The organism is Sphingobium sp. TA15 (assembly GCF_037101235.1).
GTDB lineage: Bacteria > Pseudomonadota > Alphaproteobacteria > Sphingomonadales > Sphingomonadaceae > Sphingobium > Sphingobium indicum.
Genome location: NZ_AP025355.1, coordinates 24,888 through 48,785 on the forward strand (window position 1 = coordinate 24,888; position 23,898 = coordinate 48,785).

The 23,898-nt window shown below is 50.2% G+C and carries 24 protein-coding genes; 22 read left to right on the forward strand and 2 right to left on the reverse strand.

Annotated elements, in window-relative coordinates; all coding sequences use genetic code 11:
- Positions 1 to 44: 44 nt before the first annotated feature.
- The 21 genes from Sj15T_RS00135 to Sj15T_RS00235 all read left to right on the forward strand — a co-directional run bounded on the left by Sj15T_RS00135 (position 45) and on the right by Sj15T_RS00235 (position 22,077).
- Complete coding sequence (locus tag Sj15T_RS00135; RefSeq protein ID WP_013039338.1) at positions 45 to 1,457, forward strand: DUF4055 domain-containing protein; 1,413 nt, start codon at positions 45 to 47, stop codon at positions 1,455 to 1,457.
- Positions 1,457 to 2,533 (forward strand): minor capsid protein, encoded by a 1,077-nt coding sequence (locus Sj15T_RS00140; RefSeq protein ID WP_041385708.1) that lies wholly within the window; start codon positions 1,457 to 1,459, stop codon positions 2,531 to 2,533. Before Sj15T_RS00135 ends, Sj15T_RS00140 begins: the two co-directional genes overlap by 1 nt.
- A gap of 78 nt (positions 2,534 to 2,611) precedes the next feature.
- Positions 2,612 to 3,250 (forward strand): kinesin, encoded by a 639-nt coding sequence (locus Sj15T_RS00145; protein WP_253720681.1) that lies wholly within the window; start codon positions 2,612 to 2,614, stop codon positions 3,248 to 3,250.
- Positions 3,251 to 3,372: 122 nt separating this feature from the next.
- Positions 3,373 to 4,374: a hypothetical protein gene (locus tag Sj15T_RS00150; RefSeq protein ID WP_013039341.1), complete on the forward strand. Its 1,002-nt coding sequence runs from the start codon at positions 3,373 to 3,375 to the stop codon at positions 4,372 to 4,374.
- Between the two features lie 104 nt (positions 4,375 to 4,478).
- A complete protein-coding gene (locus tag Sj15T_RS00155; RefSeq protein WP_013039342.1) occupies positions 4,479 to 4,886 on the forward strand; it encodes a hypothetical protein in 408 nt (135 codons plus the stop codon).
- Positions 4,883 to 5,224, forward strand: a complete 342-nt coding sequence (locus Sj15T_RS00160; RefSeq protein ID WP_041385710.1) for a hypothetical protein — start codon at positions 4,883 to 4,885, stop codon at positions 5,222 to 5,224. The genes Sj15T_RS00155 and Sj15T_RS00160 overlap by 4 nt, the downstream gene beginning before the upstream one ends.
- A gap of 3 nt (positions 5,225 to 5,227) precedes the next feature.
- A complete protein-coding gene (locus Sj15T_RS00165) occupies positions 5,228 to 5,536 on the forward strand; it encodes a hypothetical protein (RefSeq protein ID WP_013039344.1) in 309 nt (102 codons plus the stop codon).
- A gap of 3 nt (positions 5,537 to 5,539) precedes the next feature.
- On the forward strand, positions 5,540 to 5,953 hold the full coding sequence (locus tag Sj15T_RS00170; RefSeq protein ID WP_013039345.1) for a phage tail terminator-like protein: 414 nt from the start codon (positions 5,540 to 5,542) through the stop codon (positions 5,951 to 5,953).
- A gap of 84 nt (positions 5,954 to 6,037) precedes the next feature.
- Complete coding sequence (locus tag Sj15T_RS00175; protein WP_013039346.1) at positions 6,038 to 6,952, forward strand: phage tail tube protein; 915 nt, start codon at positions 6,038 to 6,040, stop codon at positions 6,950 to 6,952.
- Positions 6,953 to 7,060: 108 nt separating this feature from the next.
- Positions 7,061 to 7,483 (forward strand): hypothetical protein, encoded by a 423-nt coding sequence (locus Sj15T_RS00180; RefSeq protein WP_013039347.1) that lies wholly within the window; start codon positions 7,061 to 7,063, stop codon positions 7,481 to 7,483.
- Between the two features lie 8 nt (positions 7,484 to 7,491).
- Entirely contained in the window at positions 7,492 to 7,821 is a 330-nt protein-coding gene (locus tag Sj15T_RS00185) for a hypothetical protein (protein ID WP_041204787.1), read from the forward strand.
- A gap of 36 nt (positions 7,822 to 7,857) precedes the next feature.
- Positions 7,858 to 12,150 (forward strand): tape measure protein, encoded by a 4,293-nt coding sequence (locus Sj15T_RS00190; protein ID WP_013039348.1) that lies wholly within the window; start codon positions 7,858 to 7,860, stop codon positions 12,148 to 12,150.
- A 12-nt stretch (positions 12,151 to 12,162) separates the two neighbouring features.
- A complete protein-coding gene (locus Sj15T_RS00195) occupies positions 12,163 to 12,519 on the forward strand; it encodes a hypothetical protein (RefSeq protein WP_013039349.1) in 357 nt (118 codons plus the stop codon).
- Between the two features lies 1 nt (position 12,520).
- Positions 12,521 to 13,264: a hypothetical protein gene (locus Sj15T_RS00200; RefSeq protein ID WP_013039350.1), complete on the forward strand. Its 744-nt coding sequence runs from the start codon at positions 12,521 to 12,523 to the stop codon at positions 13,262 to 13,264.
- A 50-nt stretch (positions 13,265 to 13,314) separates the two neighbouring features.
- Positions 13,315 to 15,909, forward strand: coding sequence for a hypothetical protein (locus Sj15T_RS00205; protein WP_013039351.1), 2,595 nt, complete (start codon positions 13,315 to 13,317; stop codon positions 15,907 to 15,909).
- A 174-nt stretch (positions 15,910 to 16,083) separates the two neighbouring features.
- Positions 16,084 to 16,686 (forward strand): hypothetical protein, encoded by a 603-nt coding sequence (locus Sj15T_RS00210; protein ID WP_020821214.1) that lies wholly within the window; start codon positions 16,084 to 16,086, stop codon positions 16,684 to 16,686.
- The gene (locus Sj15T_RS00215; protein ID WP_020817948.1) at positions 16,683 to 19,541 is read left to right on the forward strand and encodes a hypothetical protein; all 2,859 of its coding nucleotides are present in this window, start codon (positions 16,683 to 16,685) and stop codon (positions 19,539 to 19,541) included. Before Sj15T_RS00210 ends, Sj15T_RS00215 begins: the two co-directional genes overlap by 4 nt.
- Positions 19,542 to 19,565: 24 nt before the next feature.
- Positions 19,566 to 20,330, forward strand: coding sequence for a hypothetical protein (locus tag Sj15T_RS00220; protein ID WP_013039353.1), 765 nt, complete (start codon positions 19,566 to 19,568; stop codon positions 20,328 to 20,330).
- Positions 20,330 to 20,914: a hypothetical protein gene (locus tag Sj15T_RS00225; RefSeq protein ID WP_148225532.1), complete on the forward strand. Its 585-nt coding sequence runs from the start codon at positions 20,330 to 20,332 to the stop codon at positions 20,912 to 20,914. The genes Sj15T_RS00220 and Sj15T_RS00225 overlap by 1 nt, the downstream gene beginning before the upstream one ends.
- Before the next feature lie 43 nt (positions 20,915 to 20,957).
- Complete coding sequence (locus Sj15T_RS00230; protein WP_253720682.1) at positions 20,958 to 21,512, forward strand: hypothetical protein; 555 nt, start codon at positions 20,958 to 20,960, stop codon at positions 21,510 to 21,512.
- A 58-nt stretch (positions 21,513 to 21,570) separates the two neighbouring features.
- On the forward strand, positions 21,571 to 22,077 hold the full coding sequence (locus Sj15T_RS00235; RefSeq protein WP_013039355.1) for a hypothetical protein: 507 nt from the start codon (positions 21,571 to 21,573) through the stop codon (positions 22,075 to 22,077).
- A 148-nt stretch (positions 22,078 to 22,225) separates the two neighbouring features.
- Here the strand turns inward: Sj15T_RS00235 and Sj15T_RS00240 are convergent, their stop codons facing one another.
- Together Sj15T_RS00240 and Sj15T_RS00245 are read right to left on the reverse strand one after the other, a co-directional pair.
- Positions 22,226 to 22,555, reverse strand: a complete 330-nt coding sequence (locus Sj15T_RS00240) for a Rap1a/Tai family immunity protein (RefSeq protein ID WP_338756167.1) — start codon at positions 22,553 to 22,555, stop codon at positions 22,226 to 22,228.
- Positions 22,555 to 23,100, reverse strand: a complete 546-nt coding sequence (locus Sj15T_RS00245) for a recombinase family protein (RefSeq protein ID WP_013039357.1) — start codon at positions 23,098 to 23,100, stop codon at positions 22,555 to 22,557. The genes Sj15T_RS00240 and Sj15T_RS00245 overlap by 1 nt, the downstream gene beginning before the upstream one ends.
- A gap of 425 nt (positions 23,101 to 23,525) precedes the next feature.
- On the opposite strand from Sj15T_RS00245, the gene Sj15T_RS00250 reads away from it, so the two are divergent.
- Positions 23,526 to 23,750 (forward strand): hypothetical protein, encoded by a 225-nt coding sequence (locus Sj15T_RS00250; protein WP_013039359.1) that lies wholly within the window; start codon positions 23,526 to 23,528, stop codon positions 23,748 to 23,750.
- The last annotated feature ends 148 nt before the right edge of the window (positions 23,751 to 23,898 follow it).

Consider the following 23,898-nt stretch of genomic DNA (forward strand, 5'->3'; position numbering starts at 1 on the left):
AGCGCGGGAAATAAATACCTGAAACAATTATCAGGTATTCGCGCATGAGCAGAGACATTCAATCAGTCAATCCTATATTAGCACAATGGCATACTAGGTGGAAAAAGAACAGGGACTTCCTCGCTGGTAAGGATACTGTCTCACTTGCTGGCAAGACTTATCTACCTGAGCCTGTCGTTGGAATGTCCAATGATGAATACGAGAGATTTAAGCTACAAGTAGATTTCTACCCGGCTTGTATCTCCGTCATGGAAGGCTGGATGGGCCTTATCTTCCGCAAAGAGCCGCAATTCCAATCGCCAGAGAACCTACAGCAAATCCAATACGTGATAACCAAAGACGCTGACAGCTTGGAAGAGTTCTCTCGTCTTTTGGTCCGCGAGACATTCACGACAAACCTCACTGGTTTGCTTGTCGATCATCCAGAAGCGCACTCAGGCTTAACGGCTGCGAATGCCATTGAAAAAGGACAACGCCCATTCCTCTCTCTTTGGAGAGCAGAGAGCATAATGGATTATGAATTTAGCATCGTGAACAACCAACGAGTTATTTCATATGTTCGCTTGTTTGAGAGCGAAAGCAAAATCCTTGAACTTGAATTGAATGGCGGAATTTATCAGATTACCACTCACTACCTTGTCGATGGTCAAGTTGCTGATTCCAAAACAACGATACCAACCCGCCTTGGTAAGCCACTCAGTTTCATCCCATTCAGGCTCGTCAACACGAAGAGCAGCAAGTTACCTACAAGCGCACATTTTGAACATATGGTGGACTTGAACCACGAGATTTATATGAAGTCAGGTCTTCTCACACAGATTGACCGCTTCTTAGCAAACCCACTCATCTCAGCCTATGGATTTGAAACCGAGAAAGACAAAGACGGCAATCCAATAGCCCGCATTTGGAATTTCGGCCCAGGTGTTGTGTGGGAATCCGCAGGCATAAACTCCAAGATCGAAGTGAAGGAATTTACAGGCGAAGGCTCTGCCCGCCTCCAAAACCGAATTGACGAGAAAAAGAGCCAACTTGCCCGCACTGGTGCCCGCATCTTGCAGGACGACAAAGCAGCACCAGAAGCCGCTGAGACAATCGCAATCCGCCAAACCTCAGACAACAGCATATTGGCTGGCCTTGCCCGCGCCATTTCCCGCCCACTCCAAGACGCATTGCGTTGGATGGCTTGGTGGATGGGCGAAAACGATGACAGCAAAACTCAGTTCATGCTCAACACGAATTATCTCGACCGCAAGCTGGACAAGAGCGACATCGACGCGCTGCTCGCCCTCTTCAACGCCGACATGATTACCAAGGAGAGCATTTTCCACGAATTGCGCGATGCTGGTGTCATCAGCGAGACAGTCCGCTGGGATGATTATCAGGCTAAAATCGAGCAGCAGATAATTGATCGGCCTGCCGCTGCGCCCACTACTAATGATGGAGGCGCCAGTGCTTGATGAGCGCCAACGAGCAAATCCGTGACGCGGCAATCCGCCACGCGCTTTACCTACAGAGATATTCCACCGGCTTAGCCCAGCAGATAATCGACCTGCTCAATTCCGTTGACGAGGATCTCGTTGGCAAAATCGCTCAGCGCCTCGCTGCGATAGATGAACGCGGCCTCATCCTCTCCAAGCGCACTCAGGAACGCCTTGAAACGCTCTTAGAAGAGGTCCGCGCAATCAACAGCGCCATATACGGCAAAATAGGCAATGCCCTCTCAGACGAGCTTTCTGGCCTCGCTGGCATCGAAGCTCAGTTTCAGTCCAGCTCGATCGCCAAAGCCCTCCCCGCTTCCTTCGCCACCGCTACACCAACCCCAAATCGCCTGAGAGCGATTGTTGAATCCAGCCTGCTCACCCTCGGCGGCAATTCTGGCCTGTTGAGTAGCTGGGTAAAAGGTATGGAGGACGGCAGAGCTTCCCGTGTTGAAGCAGCTATCCGCAAAGGGCTGGTCCAAGGCCAAGGCACAGATGAGATTGCCCGCGCGATACGAGGCACGAAGGCACAAAACTACCAAGACGGCATCCTGCAAATCAGCCGTAGGTCAGCGCAATCCATCGTCCGCACCTCAGTCACCCATATCAGCAACGTCGCTGCTCAGCAGACATGGGCAGAGAACGAACGCCTCCTGAAAGGCTGGCAGTTCCTTGCGACGCTCGACAACCGCACCACGATCACTTGTGCTGGCCTGTCTGGCAATGTGTATACCATTGGCGAAGGCCCAATCCCGCCGCTTCACGTAGCTTGCCGTTCTACGACCATTCCAGTCACCAAAAGCTGGAATGAATTAGGCATAGCGGCAAAGGACATATCCCCGTCAGAGCGCGCCTCAATGGATGGCCAAGTTGCTGCTGATGTTACGTTCGACAAATGGCTCAAAAACAAAGGCGATAAGGTCCAACTTGAAATCCTTGGACCCGCAAGAGCCAAGCTGTTCCGTGAAGGCACTTTGAACTTAGCTGACTTCATCAGGAATGATGGAACTGTCCTCTCATTAGCTCAACTCAAAGAGCGCCATAATCTCCAATGATAAATAGAAGGCAAAGCGATGGTGCTTTGCAGATGGACCTTGGCGTCCATTCCGATATTCGATGGAGAAACGGAGACAATGGAATTAGAAGAAGCATTAGCAAAAATCAAAGAGCTTGAAGAAAGCAATACCAAACTCGAAGCCGATAAGAAAGCTGCATTAGGCGAGAAGTTCAAAGCCTCACAAGCAGCCAAGGAAGCTCAAGACGCAATCGAAGAAGCAGAGCGTGAAGCAGCTACCAAAGCGGGCGACATCGAGAAAATCAAATCGCAATTAGAAACAAAGCACAAGAAGGAATTAGATTCCCTCCGTGCAGAACTAGACACTGCAAATAGCAGCCTGAAAACCATTCGCGTTGATAACGCAATCGCTCAGGCAATCGCCAAGAGCAACGTCATCACAGACCACGTTGATGCGGTTGAGTCCCTAATTCACCGCAGAGTGCAATATGAAAATGGCGAAGCGACCATTGACGGCAAGAGCATAGAGGACTGGTCGAAGGACTACTTCTCTAAGTCAGGGGCTATCTACGTTCGCGCACCTGAAAACAGTGGTGGCAACATAATGGGCAATGACGGGACTAACTCAACTTCATTGGGAGATTGGACAAGAGACAACTTCGCATCCCGTGAAGCTGAATGGCTCTCAATCGATAAGAAAGACCCACAGTTGGCAAAAGCAATTGCTCAGAAAGTCGGTCGCAATGACCTGATCTAATGGCAAAGCCAAAACCAAAGTAATTCAGAAAACTAAATACGGATGCCGAAACACAACTTCGGCGTCCGACAAGTCGCCGCGCTTAGTCGGAATAAAATCGACTAACGTGGAGACAAATTATTATGTCAACAACCAGACTAACAGATATTGTTCAGGTCGAATCCTTTGCAAAGATCGTAGAAGGAAAGATCACCGAGAATTCAAAACTACGCCAATCAGGGATCGTTGTTCCTGACCAGCGCATTATCAAGAAAGCACAAACAGCAGGCTTCAACGGCGTCCTTCCTTTCTGGAAGCCGACCAATGGTGGTGAAGCAGCTACAATGAGCGACAACCCAGAAGAAGCAGGCACCCCATCCAAGGTCCAACAGGGCAGCATGACCGCCCGTATGCTTCAAAGAGCATTGGCGTTCGAAGCTATGGACATCGCGGACTACGCCAGCGATTCAGACGCCATTGCATATGCTGCAAGCGAATTCGCTCGCCTCTGGGTAGCCGACGAAGAATCAGCAATCCTTGCTATCCTCGCTGGCCTTTTGGCTGACAACGCCGCAAACGATGGCGGCGACATGATCCACAATGCATCTGTTGCTACTGGTTCACAGGTATTGTTGGGCGGCACTGTCCTTGGCAACGCTCGTAAGCAAATGGGTGATGCTGGCGGTGAACTCAAGTATCTCTTTGCTCACTCAGACGTTGTGAACAATCTCCGTATTGCAGAACCAAACGCATTCGTCCCAGCTTCACAAACCAACATCGGTTTGGAAACCTATCAGGGCTATGTCGTTGTTGAAACTGACAACGTAGGTGTTAATGACACTGATCCTGATTATCCAGTTTACACAACCTACTTCACTGGCAGCGGCTTGTTTGGATATGGTGCTGGTAGCTTCGGATCAGAAGCACTTGCTCAAGTTCGTGACGAATTTGCTGGTAACTTCTCAGGTAAAGAAACCATCATCTCACGTCGCCGCTACATTGTTCACCCATTCGGTTTCAGCAACATCGAAGCCCCAACCAATGGTGTTTCACAAGCTAACAGCGAACTTGATAACGCTGCTACATGGAACCGTGTAATTTCCCGCAAGGCAATCCCATTAGTCGCTGTCAAGACAAACGGCTAATAATTGTCACACAATGAATTAGGCCCGGCGGAAACGTCGGGCTTTTTCATATCCAAATCACCTCGCAGGATAAATAGATAAAAGATAAGTTGAGGCTCTTGTGAATGTCCATAACCATAAATCAAGCAAATGATTTCCATACAGCAAGGGGCAACACTGCTTGGACAGGCGATGATTCCATCAAGCAGGCCGCAATCAACAAAGCCGATGACTATATTCTCGCCTATTACGCACCATTCAAGTCAGATGTTCAGACAACAGATGCTCGCTACATCGCTGCCTATGCGCTCCTGGCTTTGGAGTTTTTGGCCGATGCTCCCACCCTTAAATCCTCACAGACGATCAAGTCCAAAGAGGTCAAAAGCGGCGGGCAATCCATCAAAACCGAGTATCAGGACGCGGACATTGACCCAAGCGATGACCCATATCCCCTCATAACAGCAATGCTTGCCCCGCTCAGGGCGAACAGCGGCGGCAACACGATCACATTCTCCACAGGGGTTATCATATGACCCTCGTGGATGAGTTCATTGCTGCGCGAGAGGAGGTATTCGCCACGTTCGGTGTTTCAGCCGTCCTTATCCGCGTGACGAAAGGCACCGTCGATCCTCGCACTGGCCGCCCATCAGGAGGCAGCAGCACACCACTCAACGTGGAAGTGGTCGAGGACGAACGAAAGCAGATTGTCGAGAACGGCGCTGAGCAAATCATCAACATCGTCAAGTGCCGCGATGAGCTTCAACAAGGCGACAAGATCGCGATTGGAAGCCGCTCACTACTGGTGAAGCAGGCAAGCCCTGTCGTGTTCAAAGGCACAATCATCCAGTGGGAAGCGGATGTGGAGGGATAACAAATGAATTTCGATTTCAGCGACATCATAAACCATATCGATGAGGACATTAAAATCACTGAGCAGCAGTCAGTGGATATGGTCGCAAAGACGACATTGGATGCCACAGCAGCACTCAAACTAAAAACAGCAGTTGATACGGGCGAAGCTCGCGGAGGCTGGGAGCCGACTGTTCCAACCAAATTCGGTGAATCTGGCTTTGTTGAGAACAATGTCAGTCACATTGTCGATTTGAACAACGGACACTCAAAACAATCGCCAGAGAATTTCGTAGAAACCACTGTCCAGCAATTCAACGAAGGAGCCGCCTAACGAATGATATTTGATGATGTTTTGGCAATGAGAGGACGACTATTAGACACACTCGCAGTTACCTACCCAGACATGCTGATTATCTTTGACAACCAAGAGGCTGTCACTCCGCCCGTTGATGCAGTGTGGTGCCGCTTCTCCGTGAAGCCCAACACTCAGCAAATCGCATCAATCGGTCAAACCAAGAGATACAACCAAACAGGTATCGCCACCCTGCAAATCATCGTCCCTGAGCAGATGGGCGATGCAATTGGCTATGACGTATTGGACGCTTGGAACGCATCAATCCGCGACTGGCGCTCGGACGATAGTTCCCTCTACGTTTATCAAACATCAACTCAGCCATTCACTCCGACAATCGATGATCCCGCATACAAGATCAATCACTTGTCTTTCTATCGCTCTGTTAGATCGTAAATAAGCCAGAATCCAAGCACTCCTTATCAATAAATATCACGAGGCCAAGAGGCCGTTTGATATTCGATTTAAGGAGGCTAACAAATGGCCATTATTAACCCACTTGACGTTACGCTATCATTGATTCCAGAAGTTACCTTTGGCGTAACTCCTACCACTGGCGCAACTCGTTACGATATTCCTAAGAAGGCAAGCCAAGCACTTCCTGTCCACAAGACTAATGATGTTGCCTCAGACACTATACGTCCAAATCGCACCAGCAACGGCTCGCGTCGCGGCCCTGCGGAAGGCACTGGATCACTCGACCTTCGCTTCCAAAAAGCAAGCGTCATTGATGCACTGATCGCAAACGCTATTAGCGGAGCATGGACGGATGTTGGCGGTGTCCAGACAATCAAAGCTGGTAAGACAGATTCCAGCTTCTCGTTGATCGCCAAGCTCAATTCCACGATGTATCAGATCAACGCTGGCTGCATTGTGTCCAGCTTCAAGGTCGATGCGAGAGCCGCTGGAACTGTAGATTCCACCTTTGATTTCCTCTTCACTGGCCGCACTCCAAGCGCGACTGACAACGCATTGACGGTCACAGCCGTAGACTCTGTAACCGAGTTTATGGGTTCAGATGTGACCAACATCACAGTTGCTGGCCAGACTCTTGTGTTCAGCGAAATCTCTTTTGAATTCACTCAGGACCGCAAGACTGTTCCGCAACTCGGCACAAACACACCTTACGCAATCTCAACCACTGGTAGCCACCAAGTTAAGATCACTGTCAAGGCATTGCGCGAGAGCTTCACAATCGACACTGCGATTGATGGAACCGCTCAGCCAGTCGTGTTTGAAATTGGCGGCACAGGTGATGGCTATCGCTTCACATTGCCAGCAGCATATGGTTCAGTCCCTTACGATGAAACAGGCGATTCAATGATGGTCGTTATGGAATTTATGGCCGGTTGGGACGACACAGAAGCAACTGACCTGAAAATCGAACAACTATAATCTGTATCGGCTTTTTTCCTCTTTTTCCGATACAAGGCGGGGTGTTGAAATACACATCCCGCCATCTCCTTTATAAATAAGCTAAAGAGCTAAAAAGGAGAGCTTATAATGACTTCATTCAATTTGCCTAACAGATATGACGAAAAGCTGGCGGTTAAAGGCGTCGATTTCCCAATCTACGACGACGAAACATATCTTGGCACATATACGCTGGGTCTTTTCAACACCACATCACCTCACGTTCGCGTTGCGATGGAACGCTACAATCGCGCCCATAAGAACGAGCGTTCGAAACCACGTGAAAATACGATCCGCGCATTCGTGGAGATTGCCCTTCTTGGATGGAAGGAAGTGCCTTTTGGACCAAAGGGTGGTGACTTACCATTCAGCAAAGACACGGCTGTTAAGTTGCTTTTGACCGATCATCAAACCACCAACTTCTTAGTTGATGCTTTATTTGATTTCTCTGGCGACGTTCGTAACTTCCGCAACGATCCAGAAGCGACACAGGAAGAAGAAGCAAAAAACTAATCGAGTTCATGGAATGGCGCGATAAAGGCGGCGCTGATTTAGTAGAGATGTATGAAGCGAATCCAGATAACGAGTTAGTTGCTCGTAAGATGGAAGAGGCACCTAAGCTAACTAATCTGCTCTATTGGGACGCATTCCATGAACTAAGCTCAGAACGACAAATCGGCATGAGCCTTGGCCCAATTCCATTTTCATCCATTGTGAATTGGGCCAACTACATGGGTTTCACACCAAGCGAAACTCGCGCGTTGGTCTATGTCATCAGGCAAATGGATGGATACTTTCTGAGCAGCATAGAAGAGAGACGTAAACGCGAAGCATCACGCTCAGCTACCTAAAAATAAATAGAGGGGCAGCAGGCGAGATAAAACAATATGGTTGATACAGCAAGAAGTATTAAAGTCACGATTGACCCAAAAGGCGCAGAGGATGGCGTTAGGCGCCTACGAACCTCCCTCACGAACCTCAGTCAAATTGGCAAACTCACGGCAGCTAACAACAACGATATGTCTGCGTCAATCGGACGCATTGGAACTGTAAGCGCCTCTTCATCAACCAACATAAAGAAATTAGGCCAAGAGGTAGGGCTAACAAACAACCGCTTCTCCAGCCTGTCCAATGGCATCAAAGGCGCAGTTACCGAACTAACATCATTCCGTGGAATTATGGCCACGCTTGGCATTGGATATGTTGCCAAGCAGCTAATGGATTTGTCTGACGGCTATAGCAGCATTCAGGCCAAACTCACTTTAGCTACTGCCCGCACTGGTTCGTTCGGACAGGCAAACAAAGACGTAATCTCAATTGCCAACAAGACCCGTTCTGATCTTGGAGCGGTCACTGATCTTTATGGCACATTGGCCCGTAACGCCGACCAGCTTCACCTATCCCAACTCCAAGTCGCCAGAGCGACCACGACGGTTGGCATGGCGCTCAAGATCGGTGGGCAAGGCGCGGCACAGAACGAAGCTGCCATCCTCCAATTATCTCAGGCTCTTGGTGCTGGCAAATTGGCTGGCGATGAGTTTGCGAGCTTGGCTGAGAACGCGCCTCGTCTCATGCAGTTATTCGCGGACTCCATTCACGTGCCCCGCGGTGCCCTCAAGCAGATGGCCGCAGACGGCAAGCTGACTGCTGATGTGATTACCAAGGCACTCACTGACCCTAAGATGGTCGCCAACATCGAAAAGGAATTTGGGAAGATCCCTGTCACGTTCGCTGACATCGGCGTGGCGGCATCCAATACGGCTGTCTTGATTACAGGGGCATTCGCAAAAGGCTTTGGGATCAATGACACGCTGGCTGTCATCCTCGCCAAGGTCCAGCAATGGGCAACAGACCTGGCTCCGCGTTTTGAGCAGATCGGCAAGATAGCAAGAGGTGCATTCGATACACTCTCCCCGATCTTCACGAACTTGATGGCCGTAGGTGGCAAAGCGCTCGATTTCCTATCCAACAACATCGACACGCTATCCAAGCTGGCGACGGTAGCAGCTACCTCTTTCATCGCGTTCAAAGCCGCCGCTGGCCTGAGCTGGATGACAAACTCCCTTAGCCAGTTGGTCGCATTCCAGAAGGCGCTTGGAGCAACCGGCACATTCTCAGCCCTCTTTGGCGAAGGGATGAAGATCGCTCAATCTGGCGTTCGTGCTTTGACGGCCGCGCTTGCCGCTAATCCAATCGGTGCAATTGCCGTCGCCCTCACAACCACTATCGCCCTGCTCTACCAGTTCCGCGATTCCATCCAGCTTGGCGGTGGGTCCATTGCTTCATTAGGCGATCTTGGCCGTGCAACGTGGGAATCCATCAGCGGCGGATTGCGATCATTTGTTGATTGGGCATCAGAGGCGTGGGCTAAAGTCAGCGGTTGGTTCTCTGAGATGTTCAGCGGGATCAGCGATTGGGCATCAACCACTTTTGGCGACTTAGATTTCTCCCTTCTCGGCTTTATGCGTGGAGCGGCACGAACGGTAGATTTCGTGATCGGCGCTTTCTACGGCTCCTACAAAGCTATCGTTGCATATTACTCAGGCTTGCCAACTGCCATATCCACTATCTTCGTAAACGCCTTCAATCGTGCAACTGAGATTGTTGAAGGGTTCATCAATACCGCCATATCAGGTATCAACAAGGTCATCGGTTTCGCCAACGACTTAGGCGCTAACTTCTCCTTATTAGGTAATGTCGACCTTGGCAGGATGAAGGGCGGCGGCGCAGTTACCCTTGGCAAAGAGGTAGGCGACGCATTCAAATCAGGTTTCTCTCACTCCGTTGAGGGCGCGCTCAATGGCTTGGTCAAGCGAGCGGACCAGATTGCTAAGGATCGCAAGGCAAAAGAAAAGCAGGGCGGCGCTGTTGATCCTAACAAACCTACTAATCCTTCCACTGCTACAACGAGCACTGACAAGAAGGATAAAAAGGACAAGAAAGCCAACCAACAGGAAGACTTCTGGAAGGGATTGGAACGCGAGCTTGAGCTTTCCAAGCTAACTACTCTTGAGGTTGAAAAGCGTGGCAAGGAATTGGATTACGAGAAGATCGTAGGCCGTGAGATTAACACGGCTGAAAAGGAACGTCTATCCAATCTGCTTGAGCAGACAAAGACCTACAAATTCCTTCAAGCTGCTAACGACAATCACCGAAAGGCAATGATCGACTTAGACAAGGAAGAAGCCCTTTTCAAAGCCAAGATGAATGGTGCAACGGAAGAGCAGTTAGCAATCCAGAAAGCTGTATCGGAAACTGTTGCCAATGCACAGAAGGATGGCGTCAAGCTAAGTAAGGATCAGTTAGATGTATTGACCGCTCAGATTACGGCGGAAGAGAAAAAGCGCCAAGCAATCGATAAAACGAACAAGGCCCTCGAACGCGGCGTTGATCTTGTCAACGAAGGATTGAAAACCGAAGTCGATAAGCGAACACAGGAATATGATAGAACTGCGATTCGTTCCTCAGTTGGTTCATACTCAGAAAAATTAGGCCGTGTCATCACACAAGCTGACGTGGACAAGGCCATTGAGGCTTACAATCGCGGCATCGTTGATACCGCCAATACCTTCCGCGATGAATTAGGTCAGCGCATTGATGAACTTGGCAACCAGATAGGCGGTAAATGGGGTTCGGCAATCTCCAAGATCGGCCAGATGCTCCAAAACATGGTGCAGGCTTCGCAAGGCAATTACGGTGGATTTGGTGCATTAGGTTCCATCGCGAATGTCCTCTCCTTCTCGACCGACGGCGGTAAGACATTCAACGGTTTGTTCGGTCAGAAATTCGCCACCACATTGAGCGGCGGCATCAAAGAGGGAATGACCGGCGTAACCGACAACCTCTTTACCTTGAACAAATCAACTACCTCTGGATTCGGTAGCTTGAAGACCGCTTTTGGTAAGGGCGGCGATCTCGTCAAAGGACTTGGCAACGTGATGGGCACGGCGATGGCTGGCGCTCAGGTTGGCAGCACTGTTGCTGGCCTTGGCAAAGCCCTTGGCCTCAAGATGAGCAGCACAGGCGCTCAGGTTGGCGGTGCAATCGGCAGCTTCATTCCAATCCCAGGTGGATCAATCATTGGGAGTATCATAGGCGGTGTTTTTGGTGGCCTCTTCAAGAAAGCTAAGTGGGGCACCTCCACCATCACGACTGGTAGCGACGGCTCACTACAAGTGGGCGGCACACGCGGTAACAAAGAAGCCTACAAGGCCAATTCAAGCTCTGCGGCGGGTTCCGTCATCAGCAGCTTGAACGACCTTGCTGCCACCCTTGGCGGCGACATCACAGGCACGCCGACTATCTCAATCGGCCAATACAAGGGCAAATGGCGTGTCTCTGACACTGGCCGCACAGGCAAGCTCAAAGGCAAATACAGCGACGTAACGGACTTTGGTAAGGACGGTGCAGAGGAAGCAATCTCGTTCGCCATCACAGCGGCAATCAAGCAAGGCGTGATGACGGGCATCAGCAGCTTCTCGCAACGTGTCCTCCAAAATATGGACCTGTCAGAAGCTACCCAACTTGCTCAGTCCTACGAAAGCATCTTGTCCAGCTTGAAGGCATACAAGAATCCTGTCGCTGGCGCAGTCGATGAAGTGGTCAAATCCATCGACACATTAGCCAAGCAGATGAAGAAGGCTGGCGCCACCAGTGACGAGTTGGCGAAGGTAGAGGAATACCGAAACATAAAGCTACAGGAGACTTTGAAGTCTCAGCTATCAGGTTTCAATGACCTTATGAAGCAACTTAATGGTGATGGTGCTGGCGTTAGTAAGCTCACACTGCTCAATGAGGATTTGAATAAACTCAACAGCTATCGAAGTATCTTGGCAAGTGGTGGCACTGTCAACCAGAGTGACTTCACGGCGCTTGGGCAGGAAATCATGGGCTATGCAAGCGACCTCTACGGCTCACAGACCGATAGATTCCAAAACATAAGAAATGATTTGGTTACGCTCACTCAGCAAGCACTCAGCAATGCGACTAACGAATTTAACAACGCTGCGGCTACTGATGATACCTACACAGCCATCACAGACCAAACCAGTCAGGTCACCGCCTCGATAGCAGTCACCAATGACACCTTGGCTCAGATTCTATCAGCCATCAAATCAGGTGCGACTTTGAAAGCCGCAACAGTCCAAGCAGTGAATGGCCGATTAGTGAATTTCAAGTGAGATAAATAAGGTATGCCAATAAGTGATAATGAAAGAGCCATTTTTGTAAAGCAAGACTATCGCTACGCCACGGCCATTGATTCCGCCGTCAAGGCCAAGAACCAAATGGCTCGCGAGATTGCGATTGATACCAATCTGTCTGAGGCAGATGCGACTACACGGGCAAATAACGAATTAGCATTTAATGAAAACCCTCGATATTTCGAATTAGAAATAGAGGGCATCATAACCCTCAATGATTTCATTGAAGGTCCATTGTCGTATCTGCTCGATTTTCCCGAATATAAAACCGAAAATAGACAAGCTACGGTCGTTTCATTCTCGGCTGATTACAACACAAACACCACTGTCATAGGAGTCAGAGGATGAGATGAGCACATTATTTTTACCGCCTATTCCCTTCTCAGTCTTAGCTCAATCAGGCGGCGTTACTCCCACCTCTAATCTGTTGAACGACGAAAAGGGATTGGTTTGGAGAACCGCGAACCTCACTGGCAATTATATCGCTGTCCAACTTGACGGCAGTGTCATCGATACCGTCGCTATCGTCGGTTCAAATCTCGTCGCAGGCAACACGGTCAGAATCCGCCTTGGCAGCACACAAGCAGCCGTAGAGGGATCATCAGCGGCCATCGATGTAACGATTGGGCTGGCTGCGGGCACGGCAGACACGAACGAAGCCCTCCTATTCTACAAGCTCGCCACGCCAGCAGCGCACAGCTTCCTGAGGGTGGATTTTACGGCAGCGAGCAACCCAGACACGTTCCTTGAATTCTCCCGCCTTGTGGTCGGAAAATCCGTCATCTGCGATGGCGTCTCAGCAGGCGTTGAGTTTGGCTACGACAATCAGACTGTCAGCAGCTTAGATCGTGAAGTCACCAAGCCAATGTGGAAATTCACCGTTAGCGGTTTCACGGAAGCAACCTACTGGTCATTATGGCATCCATTGATGAAGGTGCTTGGCGACAAACGCGGCTTCCTTTTCATCCCTGACCTACAAAGCGATTACGTCCAGCAGCAGGCGTTGTTCTGCTACATCAACAGCACCTCAAAAGGCAGCGCGACCAACTCAGATTACTACATGCTCGACATTCAGGTCCAATCCCTGCTCTGACCATCACCTCCAATAAATAGAGAAAAAGGTAAGGGAGATGCGATTGTTCAATGAAGAATCTTTATGCAGAGATAAGTCCGATCAAGCCAGATGGATCAATTGAAACAATCCGACTGTGTTCAAAAAAAGCAGGATCAAGCACAACCATCAATGGCGGCTATCAATGGCTACCATTTCTAACTGAATTTCCACAAACAAGCACTCAATTCGTCAACAACGGTCAGCTTGACACCGTTCAAAACAGCTATGGGCAAATCAGCTTCAATATGTCGGATTTGTTCGATAACGAAGTATGGTCCACATATGATTTCTCAGGCGTAAATGCCAGCCTTTGGTGGGGTGAAGCAGGAGACGATTTCACCAGTTACCAGCAGATTTTTGAAGGGGCTGTATCTGCACTTTCCCGCGAGAGGCACAAGGCCACATTGACGCTTTTGGGCACGGAAGCCGTTTTAGACGTCAACCTGCTGAGCGACGAATATCTGGGCACTGGCGGTAGCGAAGGAGATGCAGCACTAAAGGGCACTCTCAAGCCGTGGTGCAGCGGCAATTGCCTCAACATCGATCCCGTTTTGATCGACTCCGTTTATTGGGTTTATCAGGTCCACGGCTACGGTGCCGTTCAGAGCATCGCTGAGGTCTACGAATATGCTCAATCCCTTGGCCCCCCAGCAATTACAGTCAGCACATATGCGGCGCTGATCGCCCTTGCCTTAGAGCCAGGTCAATGGGCTGCGGCTCCTGCGGTTGGCATGTTTCGCCTTGGTGGACAGCCAAGCCAGAAAATATCCTGTGACGTTGAAGGGGCAAAGGACGGCAGCTCTTACCCCTCGTCGGTTTCAGGCATCATCCAGCACATTATCAAGACCGCCAATCCATCGGCGTCGTTTGGCGATTTGTCCGCCTTCAACGCGGTTGATTGGTGCTTCTATTCCACAAGCCAAGCCAGTGCCGGCGAAATTGCCCGACAAGCAGCCTTAGAAGCAGGAGGATACCTGTTCCCCAACGGACTTGGGATCTGGCAGCTTGGGGATTTCTTCGCCCCTAAAACGCCCACGAGATTGAGCAGCGAACGCGATGCCCTCCCCCTTGTAGTCCTTCACAGCATAACGGAATCCGCGACTGGCGGCTCAGTTTACAAGGTCAAAGTCGGCCATACCCGTTGCTGGTCCACGCATAGCGATAGCGAGATAAGTCCAGCAGTTGCGGAGTTGGCGTCTCAGCAATCCGCCTTTGAATCCCAACTGACGGTAGCTCAGGAAGAGCTTGACCAAGCCATCGATGACCTAAGCATTGCCTCTGATCGATTGGACGCAATGAGCGCAGATGGCATCTTGGATCGATCCGAAAAGAAATACTGGATTGATGAATATGCCCGCCTGTTTGCCGAGAAAACTCCACTCGAAAACGAAGCAGACTTATACAGCATCACGGCGGAGAAGACCGATTACGTAAATGCATTCGCGGCCCTTGATACCTATCTGGCTGGATTAACCCCTGCGTGGAATGACACGACACAAGACACAGCCATCACTCGTAGTGGTTTCCGTGGTGCATGGATAACTGTCTACAATACCATCGTCTCGCTGCGTAAGGCGATCAGCGCCAATGCCGCGACCACGGCCACTTGGTCAGGCGTGTCAGGTGCAGGCAAACCACAGGACAACGCGACTGTAGGTGCTCCCGTGGGCACGTATGTTGGTGCCCGTCCTGTCGAGGACGTTCTCAATGATCTCGAATTCAATGCGGATACCGTGCTGGCTCAGACCTTCCGCGTTGATGACATCGAAACGGTCTTTGATGAGCGCACGTTCGTTGAAGGCCAGCCTGTAGGAACGGTCCTCATTGAAGAACGAGAACAACGCGAAACAGACATTTCCGCCATCAACACGACCCTGAATCTCATCGGCGCAAAAAGCCCTGACGGCACAGCATTTATCTTGGATGCTTCAACCGTCCAAACAGGCCCAGGACTAACTCTGTCAGCGACCTTGAGCGAACTAAGCGCAAAGACAGATGACCACGAAGCGGCCATAATCACGCTGAACGAAGTCCTGATCGACAGTGACGGCGTTACTGCGCGATCCATCAATCAAATCAACGTCGATGGGCATATTACCGGCGTTGTGAACACCAATGACGGGTCAGTGGGTGACTATACGATTGTTGCTGACGTTTTCAGGATCATCGATCCTAATGGCGGCTCCCCATTTTCTCCGTTCATCTACAGCGACGGCGTTATCAAAATGACAAACGTGGAAGTGGATACTCTTAAGGTCGGCACACTTGGCACAGTTGGCGGTCCTTCAACCGTTACGGCCAGCACTCCAGTAAGTGGGACTGGAACAAGCACTTATCACACCATACTAACTCAGTCAGTTACGTTGGTTCGATCTGGACATATCTATGCCAGCACCAGCATTGCACAGGGGTTTCCTGATGGTGATAAGACTTGGAATACAAGGCTCAGGATAAATGGAACAAACGTCTTTGCTGCTGGTGGTCAAAAGACAGCGGACAGTGTTTCGATGAGTGGTTCACTTGAACTACCGGCAGGAACATACACCGTTGCTGTCCAATTTGCTGCTGAAAACTCTGTGTCAGCCAATGGCCGCACCCTCTTTGTGATGCCGATCTACGGGTAACGATGGTCCGCAGTTATTGGCATTAGGTGACAAAAGGCATACGCGAAAACACCATATAGTATAATGGAGTTATTTCGTATGCCTTTCTTGATTAGGCATGTGCAGTGCGAAGCGGAACGAGTTTACGAGTGAAGAAGGAAACTGGCCCCGGATTTTATATCAAATAAATAAGGTATGACCAGAACACTTGAACAAATCGACACTGATTTAGCAGACCTCGAAGCTACATACGCTGCTGACACAACGCCATCCCGCGCTGAGTTGGCTAACAAAACCTCAGAAGTGCTCGACAATTGGCAAGCCCGCGAAGAGCAGTTCCGCGCTTGGATGACTGGCACGATCACAGGCGGCCCTAACAATGACGGCTATTACCCGCTCTCAGACTCGACGGGCTACACCCAGCTTGCGGCATGTCCAGCAAAGCTAAGGGACATCACAGAAGCCCCAATCCAGCACATCACCCCATCCTCTTCCAGCCAGTTTGTTGACGTTGTGGCTGGTCCTGCCGCGCGGATCACGCTCAACGCAGCCAATTTGACCCTGACAGTTGGCTCAACAATCGTGGACACGGCCCACGAATTACGTCTGCGCCTCTACCTCGTCCAAGATGCAACAGGCGGACGCGGCGTTACCTGGCCTTCAAACATCATGTGGAGCCAGCAGCGCCCACCAATCCTCTCTGTCACACCGACCTATACGGACATAATTGACCTAACCAGCATTGACGGCGGGATCACATGGTATGGGATTTTCGCAGGAGTCGCCTTCACCTCATGAACGGGCAATTCTCCAACGACATAGTAAGTATGATTATCAGCCTTCATGAGTTTGTGGAGCGATACACAGGCAACGCCGCCGTTGGCGAGGACACAAACTATCTCGTCAACAACGCTGGCGTCGTGAACAACTCACTCCACTATGAAAGCGGACGCGGTAGCTACCTCCCAACGAATGCAGCAACCAGTGAATCTCAGGTGCTTTTGGCTTTGGGATATATCAGAGCCTATGAAGCCACTGGCATCCCCGTTTTCAAAGAGAGAGCAATCAAATACACTGATGCCTATATCGGCCACTATTTCCCAGCTTACAAGCTGCCGCAATCAGTTGGTGAGTGGAGACACCATTGGGTCATCAACGGTAAGTATCCCTTCAAAGTCTTATCACCTGTCAACTCAAGAGATTATCAGCAATCAGGTTCCTTCGACCTCGTTGTTAATTTCACTGACGGCATTGGTTTTATCCCGCACAACGCACCAGCTTATGGCGAGGACACTGCCCGCGTCTATTTCGCATACGGCCCTGTCTCAACGGCAAAACTCGTCTGGAACAACGTCTTTGCAGAGGTTCAGGCTGGCACTGGTGAAAAATATGCCGTCGATTGGTTCATTGATGATCGCAAAATGAAGATGGATGCAAACGGCGTTGAACTCGGCACAGAACCAAGTGAGACGGTCGGAAAAATCCAGTTATCATCATCATACACTGGATCGTTGAAAGTCGCTCACGCAACAAGACGTGGATCAACAATCCCCCGCAACATGGGATTTGATGCTTGGCCAATGTGGCGCAAGCTCAACATAGGCGAATCCGCAAGCGCAATGGACGTTGAGCTTTGGCACATTGAATTGTTCAAGGCGATGTATGACAATACAGGCGACCCTACATATCTCAGGGCATTCAATTCCGCCTCTTACTCAATCATATCAGCGACAGCCCTTGAACCAGAGGATTATTATTTCAAAAGAAATCTAATTTCATCAAAGCTGTTCAATCATGGAATTGCTTACTTTTCCATGAGCAACACATCAATGTCTTACCTCTATTACATCGATCAAGCTGGCTTGAATACGATAACGAAAGATAGAGAAACAGGCAGCACGATGGCAGAACTGGAAATCGGTCAAACTGGCGTGTTCAACAGGGTCTCGCCTGAGACTGCATTGAACTGCGAAATGATAGTCAACAGCCCTACGGGCTTCTGTGAAATATCCATCACTACGAGTGACGAGTTAGGTTCAGGCACAGAGACGTTCAGAAAGACCTTGCTCACGAATGATCCTGTGGACGTAATTTACAAACGTGAGTTCAAACTGAAATCCTTTTATCGCACTCAGCGTTCTGACGGATCGAAGTTCCTAACAGTCAACCAAGCCGCACTGATTCCTGAGTCGGCGACTACGACGAGCAAGATCGATTATGTGTTCGACATCGTAGACGGTTACACCACGTTCAATTTGCCTCTTGATACCTCCTATTGCGTCGTAGGTTTCTGGACCGTTACACCCGGCGCAATCGGCATGGATACCCTTTCCTACAGGCTCAACTCTGGACGAGCTGCCGTGACGATCGAGGACGACGATGGATGGATTTGGGGCAAGGAACTGGACATAGGAACTGCCGAGTGGAGGCAATATACCTTCAATGGCGCCGATTTCACGCTCTGGCCCTATCAGAACGAGACAGGCACACCTCCAAGCTCGTTCCCCTCCAGTTTGAGCTTCAACAGTTTCAGCGTTGTGCCGATCCCAAGCACGGGCGGCGCAAACATCGATCTCTACTGCTATGGCGAATTGCCTACGGCTTTTGACCTCTCAGCGGCGATGCTCACAGAGGTAAAGATCAAGGTCAAAAGCGCCGATGAGATGTTTGTCAAAGTCGGTGATGTTCAGGCCGTCAACTGCCTGCCTATCAGCTACAAATACAGTCCGGGCGTTGTGCCTTTCACCACAGACAGAAGCGCCAAGGACGGCACGAAATACTGGAGAGGCACGCCATATGTCGCATACCAAACGCCCTCAGTTTGGGCGCTGATCGGTCGCATCGGCTACGCGACACAGGTGCTGGAGTTCTACAAAGACAGCCAGGACGATTATCATGACAGGACTGGCCTCCGTGGTCCCTTCACACAAGTCTATATCTGGCCGAAATGGGATAATGTCGCATACGGACAGGCAGAGGGCTTCTCAGCCAACGGGCCGGACCCAAACACATTCTGGGGCGGCTTTCAGGCCCGCTCATTCAACGGCGCTGCCAGCTTGCTATTCCAGATGGCGAAAGACGGCCATGCGATCCCAACGGAATTGTATGAGGTGGTTGATGACTATGCGGCATTCCTAGTCGATTTCCTGACCGAAAACGACAACAGGCCGCCGACCCTTTTCCCACAAGACGGCTCAGCCCTCCCAAGCACCTCTTATGACGAACCACATATTGCAGCACTGCACATAAACGCATTGACTGCCTTGCTACGAGCAGGACATTCCGCTGCTGACATAGTGGAAGCCAGAAACAGAAGCATTGATTACCTCAACAGCTTCTTCGTCAAAAGCGGCGATATGGCAGGCAGTTTCTCCCCATTTCCAGAAGGCCGTTTGTTCTACGGGTTTTGGGTTGGCGAGATAATGCGGGCAATGTCTGAATCTGTCCTGCTTGAAGACCAGCTTTTGAGAGAAGCCCAATCAGCAGAGCAAGTGGACATCGAAATCGAGTTTGGGGAAGAAACGTCCATTGCCCTGGAGACGGGTGAAGTGCTGGCATACAATCGAATTGTAATTATGCCCGTAACGGAAATGGAATTTGCAGGCGGGGCAACCATCACAACAGAAGCAGGCGACACCTTCGCGTTAGAATAAATAACAATAAAAACGGGAGGCGCGATGGCAACCAAAAAGATAAGTGAACTTGATACTGTTCCAAGTGTAGACGGCACTGAGACGTTCCCCGTCCTGAAATCCGGCTACAATTACAAAATGACTGTCAGCCAGATTGTTGCATGGATCAGCAACGCAACATCATCAGTCGCAGGCTTCATGTCTGCCTCAGACAAATCCAAGCTGGATTCCGTTCAAACTGGGGCGACGGCGAACGCTACAAATGCAGAACTGAGAAATCGCGCTACCCACACAGGCACTCAGCCAGCAGCAACCATCACTGGCCTCGCTGATGTTGCAACGACTGGCGATTATGACGACCTGAGTAATCAGCCCAGCTTTGCGACAGTCGCGACAACGGGCGCGTATAGCGATCTAACGGGCAGGCCAACGCTGGCGACCGTGGCAACCAGCGGCAGCTATAATGATCTGTCCAATAGGCCGATTGACGCCAACTATGAGCGTTTACCCACGGTGGCATTTCAAAGCGCAACCGGCACAACCGCAGGCACCGCAGCACTGGTCACAAAAGCTGTGTTTCATATCGGCAGTTCCGATGCATCAAACAAAGGCATCATTCTTCCGACCAGCATGGCCATTGGAACTGTGTTCAACATCTTTAACGGAACGGGAAACGCTATCAACGTCTACCCGCCAACAGGTGGCCAAATTAACTACGCGGGCACAGATGTGCCATTTGCACTCTCCGCTTATGCTCCATTGCGATTGGTTCTCATCGACCCATCAGGCGGCGTCTACCAACAACTATAATGCAACCCATTCTGATAATCAGCCAATTCAGCGACGAAGCCTCCAACTTCTGGCAAGCACCTATCTACACGGATGACGAACGAATCCGCGATGCCCATGAACTACTGAACGATCTGACTTGGTATGAAGGATCGAGCTTTTCCTTCTCGACACTGGAATACACTCGCGCACCAAATCCGACGATAGAAACAACCACACTGACAATCGAATGGCCGCTGAAACAGAAAGCCGCAATCAACGCCTGCCTAAACGACATGGAACACTCCTATTATATCGTTCCAACTAAAACAGAAACAGACAGAGCAGTGTGGATATTCCCACTGGTAAGGCCAACCAATCAACTTACGGCAATAAGGGCAGCACAGATGATAGCTGCATATACGAACGAACCCAACATCACCCCAGACAGCTATAAGCCCACTCACAGATTTGAATTTAAACCCAACTGCAAGATCGAATTCATAGACCATGACCGACTTATTGACGCAGAACGAATGACCAGAGAAGGCAAAGGCATCCCCTGCGGAATTAAGCATCTATTAGGCAATAGCGGCCACAAAGACCGATCGACACTAAGCAAATGAACAGCTAAAAGCCAACTTACATCTGAATAAAAGGAGATTGTAATTGAAGAAGTTGATTATAGCCGCCGCATTAATGACCATTCCATTTAACGGCGCATTGGCAGAAACCCAATATGGTGCTTGGTTTAAGCCAGAAAAGGAAGATAACAGGAACGAATACTCTTCCTATAATACGACGATCAGCAACAGCAAGGATGAGACAATCGGCTTGATGAGAGTGGTTTGCGGGATAAATCCGGCCACGAAGAAGAAACAGGTATCAGCCTATATGATGCGGTCGGATGACGTTAATCGTTCTGCATATCTCACATACACAATCAGGACGAACAATCACACCGATTGGCTCAGCGGCGTCAACTTCGATGCTGGTAGATACTGGATCACCTATGACCTGAAACGCAATACCGACATCAATGGTGATGGCTACGCCACCAGAAGCGATAAGCTGCTGTCTGCCCTATATGCGGACGGTGATAAGCTGACTATCGAAGAGGAAAATACCGGCGCTGCATATGTGGACAAGGATGGTGCAAAAGCATCAATCGAAGCAGCTTACAAGGATTGTGGAGAGGACATAAAGACCCTATCCGCCTTCTGATCCAAAAACACTCCACTGGATAAATATCAAGACTAACCCAGTAGGAGAACTAAGTTGAATGGCCAGAGTGAAGAACAATAAGGCAGCAATCACCGCTGCTGGCGCAAAGGCGTTAAGGCAGGAGTTGGTCAGGACAGCCAATCCCGTAGGTAGACCGAGCGTGAGATCGCCAGAGGTTGAATCGGAGATATTCAGACGCCTGACTGATGGTGAGGACATGGTGACGATATGTCAGGATGCCCACATGCCGGGCCGTTCAACCGTCTGCGCTTGGATGGAGAATGATCCCGCCTTTCGTGCCAAGATCAAAGACGCATTCAAGCTGCAAGTTATCTTCATGATCGGTATGGGCTGGGATATTCTACGGGGTGGCGAGTATTCCACAGGCAATGTAGAACGAGACAAAGCACAGGTTGGCTATCTCAGATTCCTATTGGGTAAGTTCGACAGAGATTGGTTTGGTGAGCAGATCAAAGTGGAACAGGAAATTAAGTCCGTCATCATTAATCAGCCAGAGGAAATCAACCAGATCATCATTGATTCTAACGGTAAAATGCGTTTCTGAGCAATCTGAGCGATTTCAGGCAACCAACGCCCATGTAGTATAGCTGAGTGCGAAAATCGCTGAAATCAGGGCTTTCAAACCCGCAGAAAAGGGCGGGTTTTGAAGCACTGAAATCACAATTTCCCTGAAATCGAGCTTTTTTTTCAGCCTATTTTCCCATTTTATTGAGTTGGGGCCATGCACTGTAAACGGCCATGTAGACGAGCGTTGCTGCCATCATCTGCCTGCGCTCTGGATGGTCTGCGAGGTATTTCCTCACAACATCTTTGATCTGCCCGCGAGTGACCCCGTTGGCGGTATTAATGGAGAGGTTGCCGTCGAGTGCACCAATGACATAGGCCATGCAAGCGCCACCCTCAGTAACGCTGGTGCTGGAACACCACTCGTAAAGCTGGTTGCCCGTCAGCCATTGTGCTTGGGCTTGGTTTGATACTGCTGCCAGCGACATCGCTGAAGCCAATGCAAGTAGACGCTTCATCATTCCCCCCTTGATTCCAGCAACCTATAAACCGACTGCCTATGGCATCCAAGCGTCTTGGCGATAGCAGACGGCCCCATGCCCTCAGATGCAAGCTGTCGCACCCTGTCAGCGTCAATGACAGCTTTCCTGCCCTTGTAGATGCCAGACGCTTTGGCCTTCTGGATTCCCTCTCTCTGGCGCTCTCGTCGTAGGTCGTTCTCGAACTCAGCCACTGCACCCAATATGGCGAGTGTCAGTTTGCCTGTGCTGCTGCCCGTATCGATCGATTGGTGGACGCATTGGAAGCCAACGCCCTTATCAGCCAACGCCTGTAGAAGCTGGAACAGGTCAGCCAATGAGCGGGCGAAACGATCCAATCTGGAAACGATCACCATGTCGCCTTCACGGACGAATGCCATCAAGTCCATTAGGCCAGGTCTGTTCGTGTTGGTGCCTGATGCCTTGTCCTCAAAGATGCGTTCGCATTGCTGAGCAGCCAGCTCGTCAGTCTGGACTGTTAGGCTCTGCTCTGTGGTGGAAACTCTCGCATATCCAACGAGCATGACGGCTCCTGTCATTTATGGGTCTGGAGCCATCGGCCTGTTGTCACTTTGAGTGGAAGTCGATTGGAAATGTGACAGGGATTGGCCTGTGTCTGACTGTTGGAATTAGGTAGTCCCAAATGCGGCAAGATGCGTGTGGCTGGTTGTCCCCGTTCCAGCTACCCTTTTTATGACGGCCATTCAGGCGAATGGAACCTGCCGCCAAACTGCTTACCCAGCGTCCACCAGAAGGGGGTTCCAAAGGACACTCACACGCGGAGCCAGTATGGCAGGGAATGGGATGGGATTGGAGGGGTATATATACCCTTTTCTGGTCGGGGTGTGGATGGTCAGTGACCGAAATTCTACCAGACCAAAAAACCGCCCTTCGATGATCTTTTCATCAATGGTCAAAAACTGCTCTTCGTGTCTGCGTAAATACCGACATGAAAGACTTTTACAAACTCACCCTCTCCATTCCAATCAAACCAGATGATCCCCGCTTTTGGATTTTACTCGATCTTGTCGGTGATTTTCTCGGAGAGGATTTCCTGATCTCCAACGAAGATGACGGAGAATATCTGATTGAGGTCGATCAGGAAGAACCGCCCTTCATTTGCGAGTTGGAACGAGAGATATTAAACGATCATTACGGCAAATCAGTTGAGTAGAACGAACGCTGTATAGTCAGCATCGTCCATGAAGCTGATCTTATGATAACCAAATGCGGGAGTCATACGCATCTTACACGGTCCTTGATACACCAGCATATCCTTCATATCGAATAAACGTATATAGCCAGATGGTCGCCAACCAGAC

What these genes read in the sequence shown, in the direction of transcription:
- Sj15T_RS00225 (WP_148225532.1), top strand. Translation starts at nt 20,330, where the DNA reads ATGCAACCCATTCTGATAATCAGCCAATTCAGCGACGAAGCCTCCAAC.
- Sj15T_RS00200 (WP_013039350.1), top strand. Translation starts at nt 12,521, where the DNA reads ATGAGCACATTATTTTTACCGCCTATTCCCTTCTCAGTCTTAGCTCAA.
- Sj15T_RS00245 (WP_013039357.1), bottom strand. Translation starts at nt 23,100, where the DNA reads ATGCTCGTTGGATATGCGAGAGTTTCCACCACAGAGCAGAGCCTAACA.
- Sj15T_RS00220 (WP_013039353.1), top strand. Translation starts at nt 19,566, where the DNA reads ATGGCAACCAAAAAGATAAGTGAACTTGATACTGTTCCAAGTGTAGAC.
- Sj15T_RS00185 (WP_041204787.1), top strand. Translation starts at nt 7,492, where the DNA reads ATGGAATGGCGCGATAAAGGCGGCGCTGATTTAGTAGAGATGTATGAA.
- Sj15T_RS00180 (WP_013039347.1), top strand. Translation starts at nt 7,061, where the DNA reads ATGACTTCATTCAATTTGCCTAACAGATATGACGAAAAGCTGGCGGTT.
- Sj15T_RS00210 (WP_020821214.1), top strand. Translation starts at nt 16,084, where the DNA reads ATGACCAGAACACTTGAACAAATCGACACTGATTTAGCAGACCTCGAA.
- Sj15T_RS00235 (WP_013039355.1), top strand. Translation starts at nt 21,571, where the DNA reads ATGGCCAGAGTGAAGAACAATAAGGCAGCAATCACCGCTGCTGGCGCA.
- Sj15T_RS00145 (WP_253720681.1), top strand. Translation starts at nt 2,612, where the DNA reads ATGGAATTAGAAGAAGCATTAGCAAAAATCAAAGAGCTTGAAGAAAGC.
- Sj15T_RS00205 (WP_013039351.1), top strand. Translation starts at nt 13,315, where the DNA reads ATGAAGAATCTTTATGCAGAGATAAGTCCGATCAAGCCAGATGGATCA.
- Sj15T_RS00170 (WP_013039345.1), top strand. Translation starts at nt 5,540, where the DNA reads ATGATATTTGATGATGTTTTGGCAATGAGAGGACGACTATTAGACACA.
- Sj15T_RS00195 (WP_013039349.1), top strand. Translation starts at nt 12,163, where the DNA reads ATGCCAATAAGTGATAATGAAAGAGCCATTTTTGTAAAGCAAGACTAT.
- Sj15T_RS00135 (WP_013039338.1), top strand. Translation starts at nt 45, where the DNA reads ATGAGCAGAGACATTCAATCAGTCAATCCTATATTAGCACAATGGCAT.
- Sj15T_RS00190 (WP_013039348.1), top strand. Translation starts at nt 7,858, where the DNA reads ATGGTTGATACAGCAAGAAGTATTAAAGTCACGATTGACCCAAAAGGC.
- Sj15T_RS00240 (WP_338756167.1), bottom strand. Translation starts at nt 22,555, where the DNA reads ATGAAGCGTCTACTTGCATTGGCTTCAGCGATGTCGCTGGCAGCAGTA.
- Sj15T_RS00250 (WP_013039359.1), top strand. Translation starts at nt 23,526, where the DNA reads ATGAAAGACTTTTACAAACTCACCCTCTCCATTCCAATCAAACCAGAT.
- Sj15T_RS00140 (WP_041385708.1), top strand. Translation starts at nt 1,457, where the DNA reads ATGAGCGCCAACGAGCAAATCCGTGACGCGGCAATCCGCCACGCGCTT.
- Sj15T_RS00175 (WP_013039346.1), top strand. Translation starts at nt 6,038, where the DNA reads ATGGCCATTATTAACCCACTTGACGTTACGCTATCATTGATTCCAGAA.
- Sj15T_RS00215 (WP_020817948.1), top strand. Translation starts at nt 16,683, where the DNA reads ATGAACGGGCAATTCTCCAACGACATAGTAAGTATGATTATCAGCCTT.
- Sj15T_RS00160 (WP_041385710.1), top strand. Translation starts at nt 4,883, where the DNA reads ATGACCCTCGTGGATGAGTTCATTGCTGCGCGAGAGGAGGTATTCGCC.
- Sj15T_RS00155 (WP_013039342.1), top strand. Translation starts at nt 4,479, where the DNA reads ATGTCCATAACCATAAATCAAGCAAATGATTTCCATACAGCAAGGGGC.
- Sj15T_RS00165 (WP_013039344.1), top strand. Translation starts at nt 5,228, where the DNA reads ATGAATTTCGATTTCAGCGACATCATAAACCATATCGATGAGGACATT.
- Sj15T_RS00150 (WP_013039341.1), top strand. Translation starts at nt 3,373, where the DNA reads ATGTCAACAACCAGACTAACAGATATTGTTCAGGTCGAATCCTTTGCA.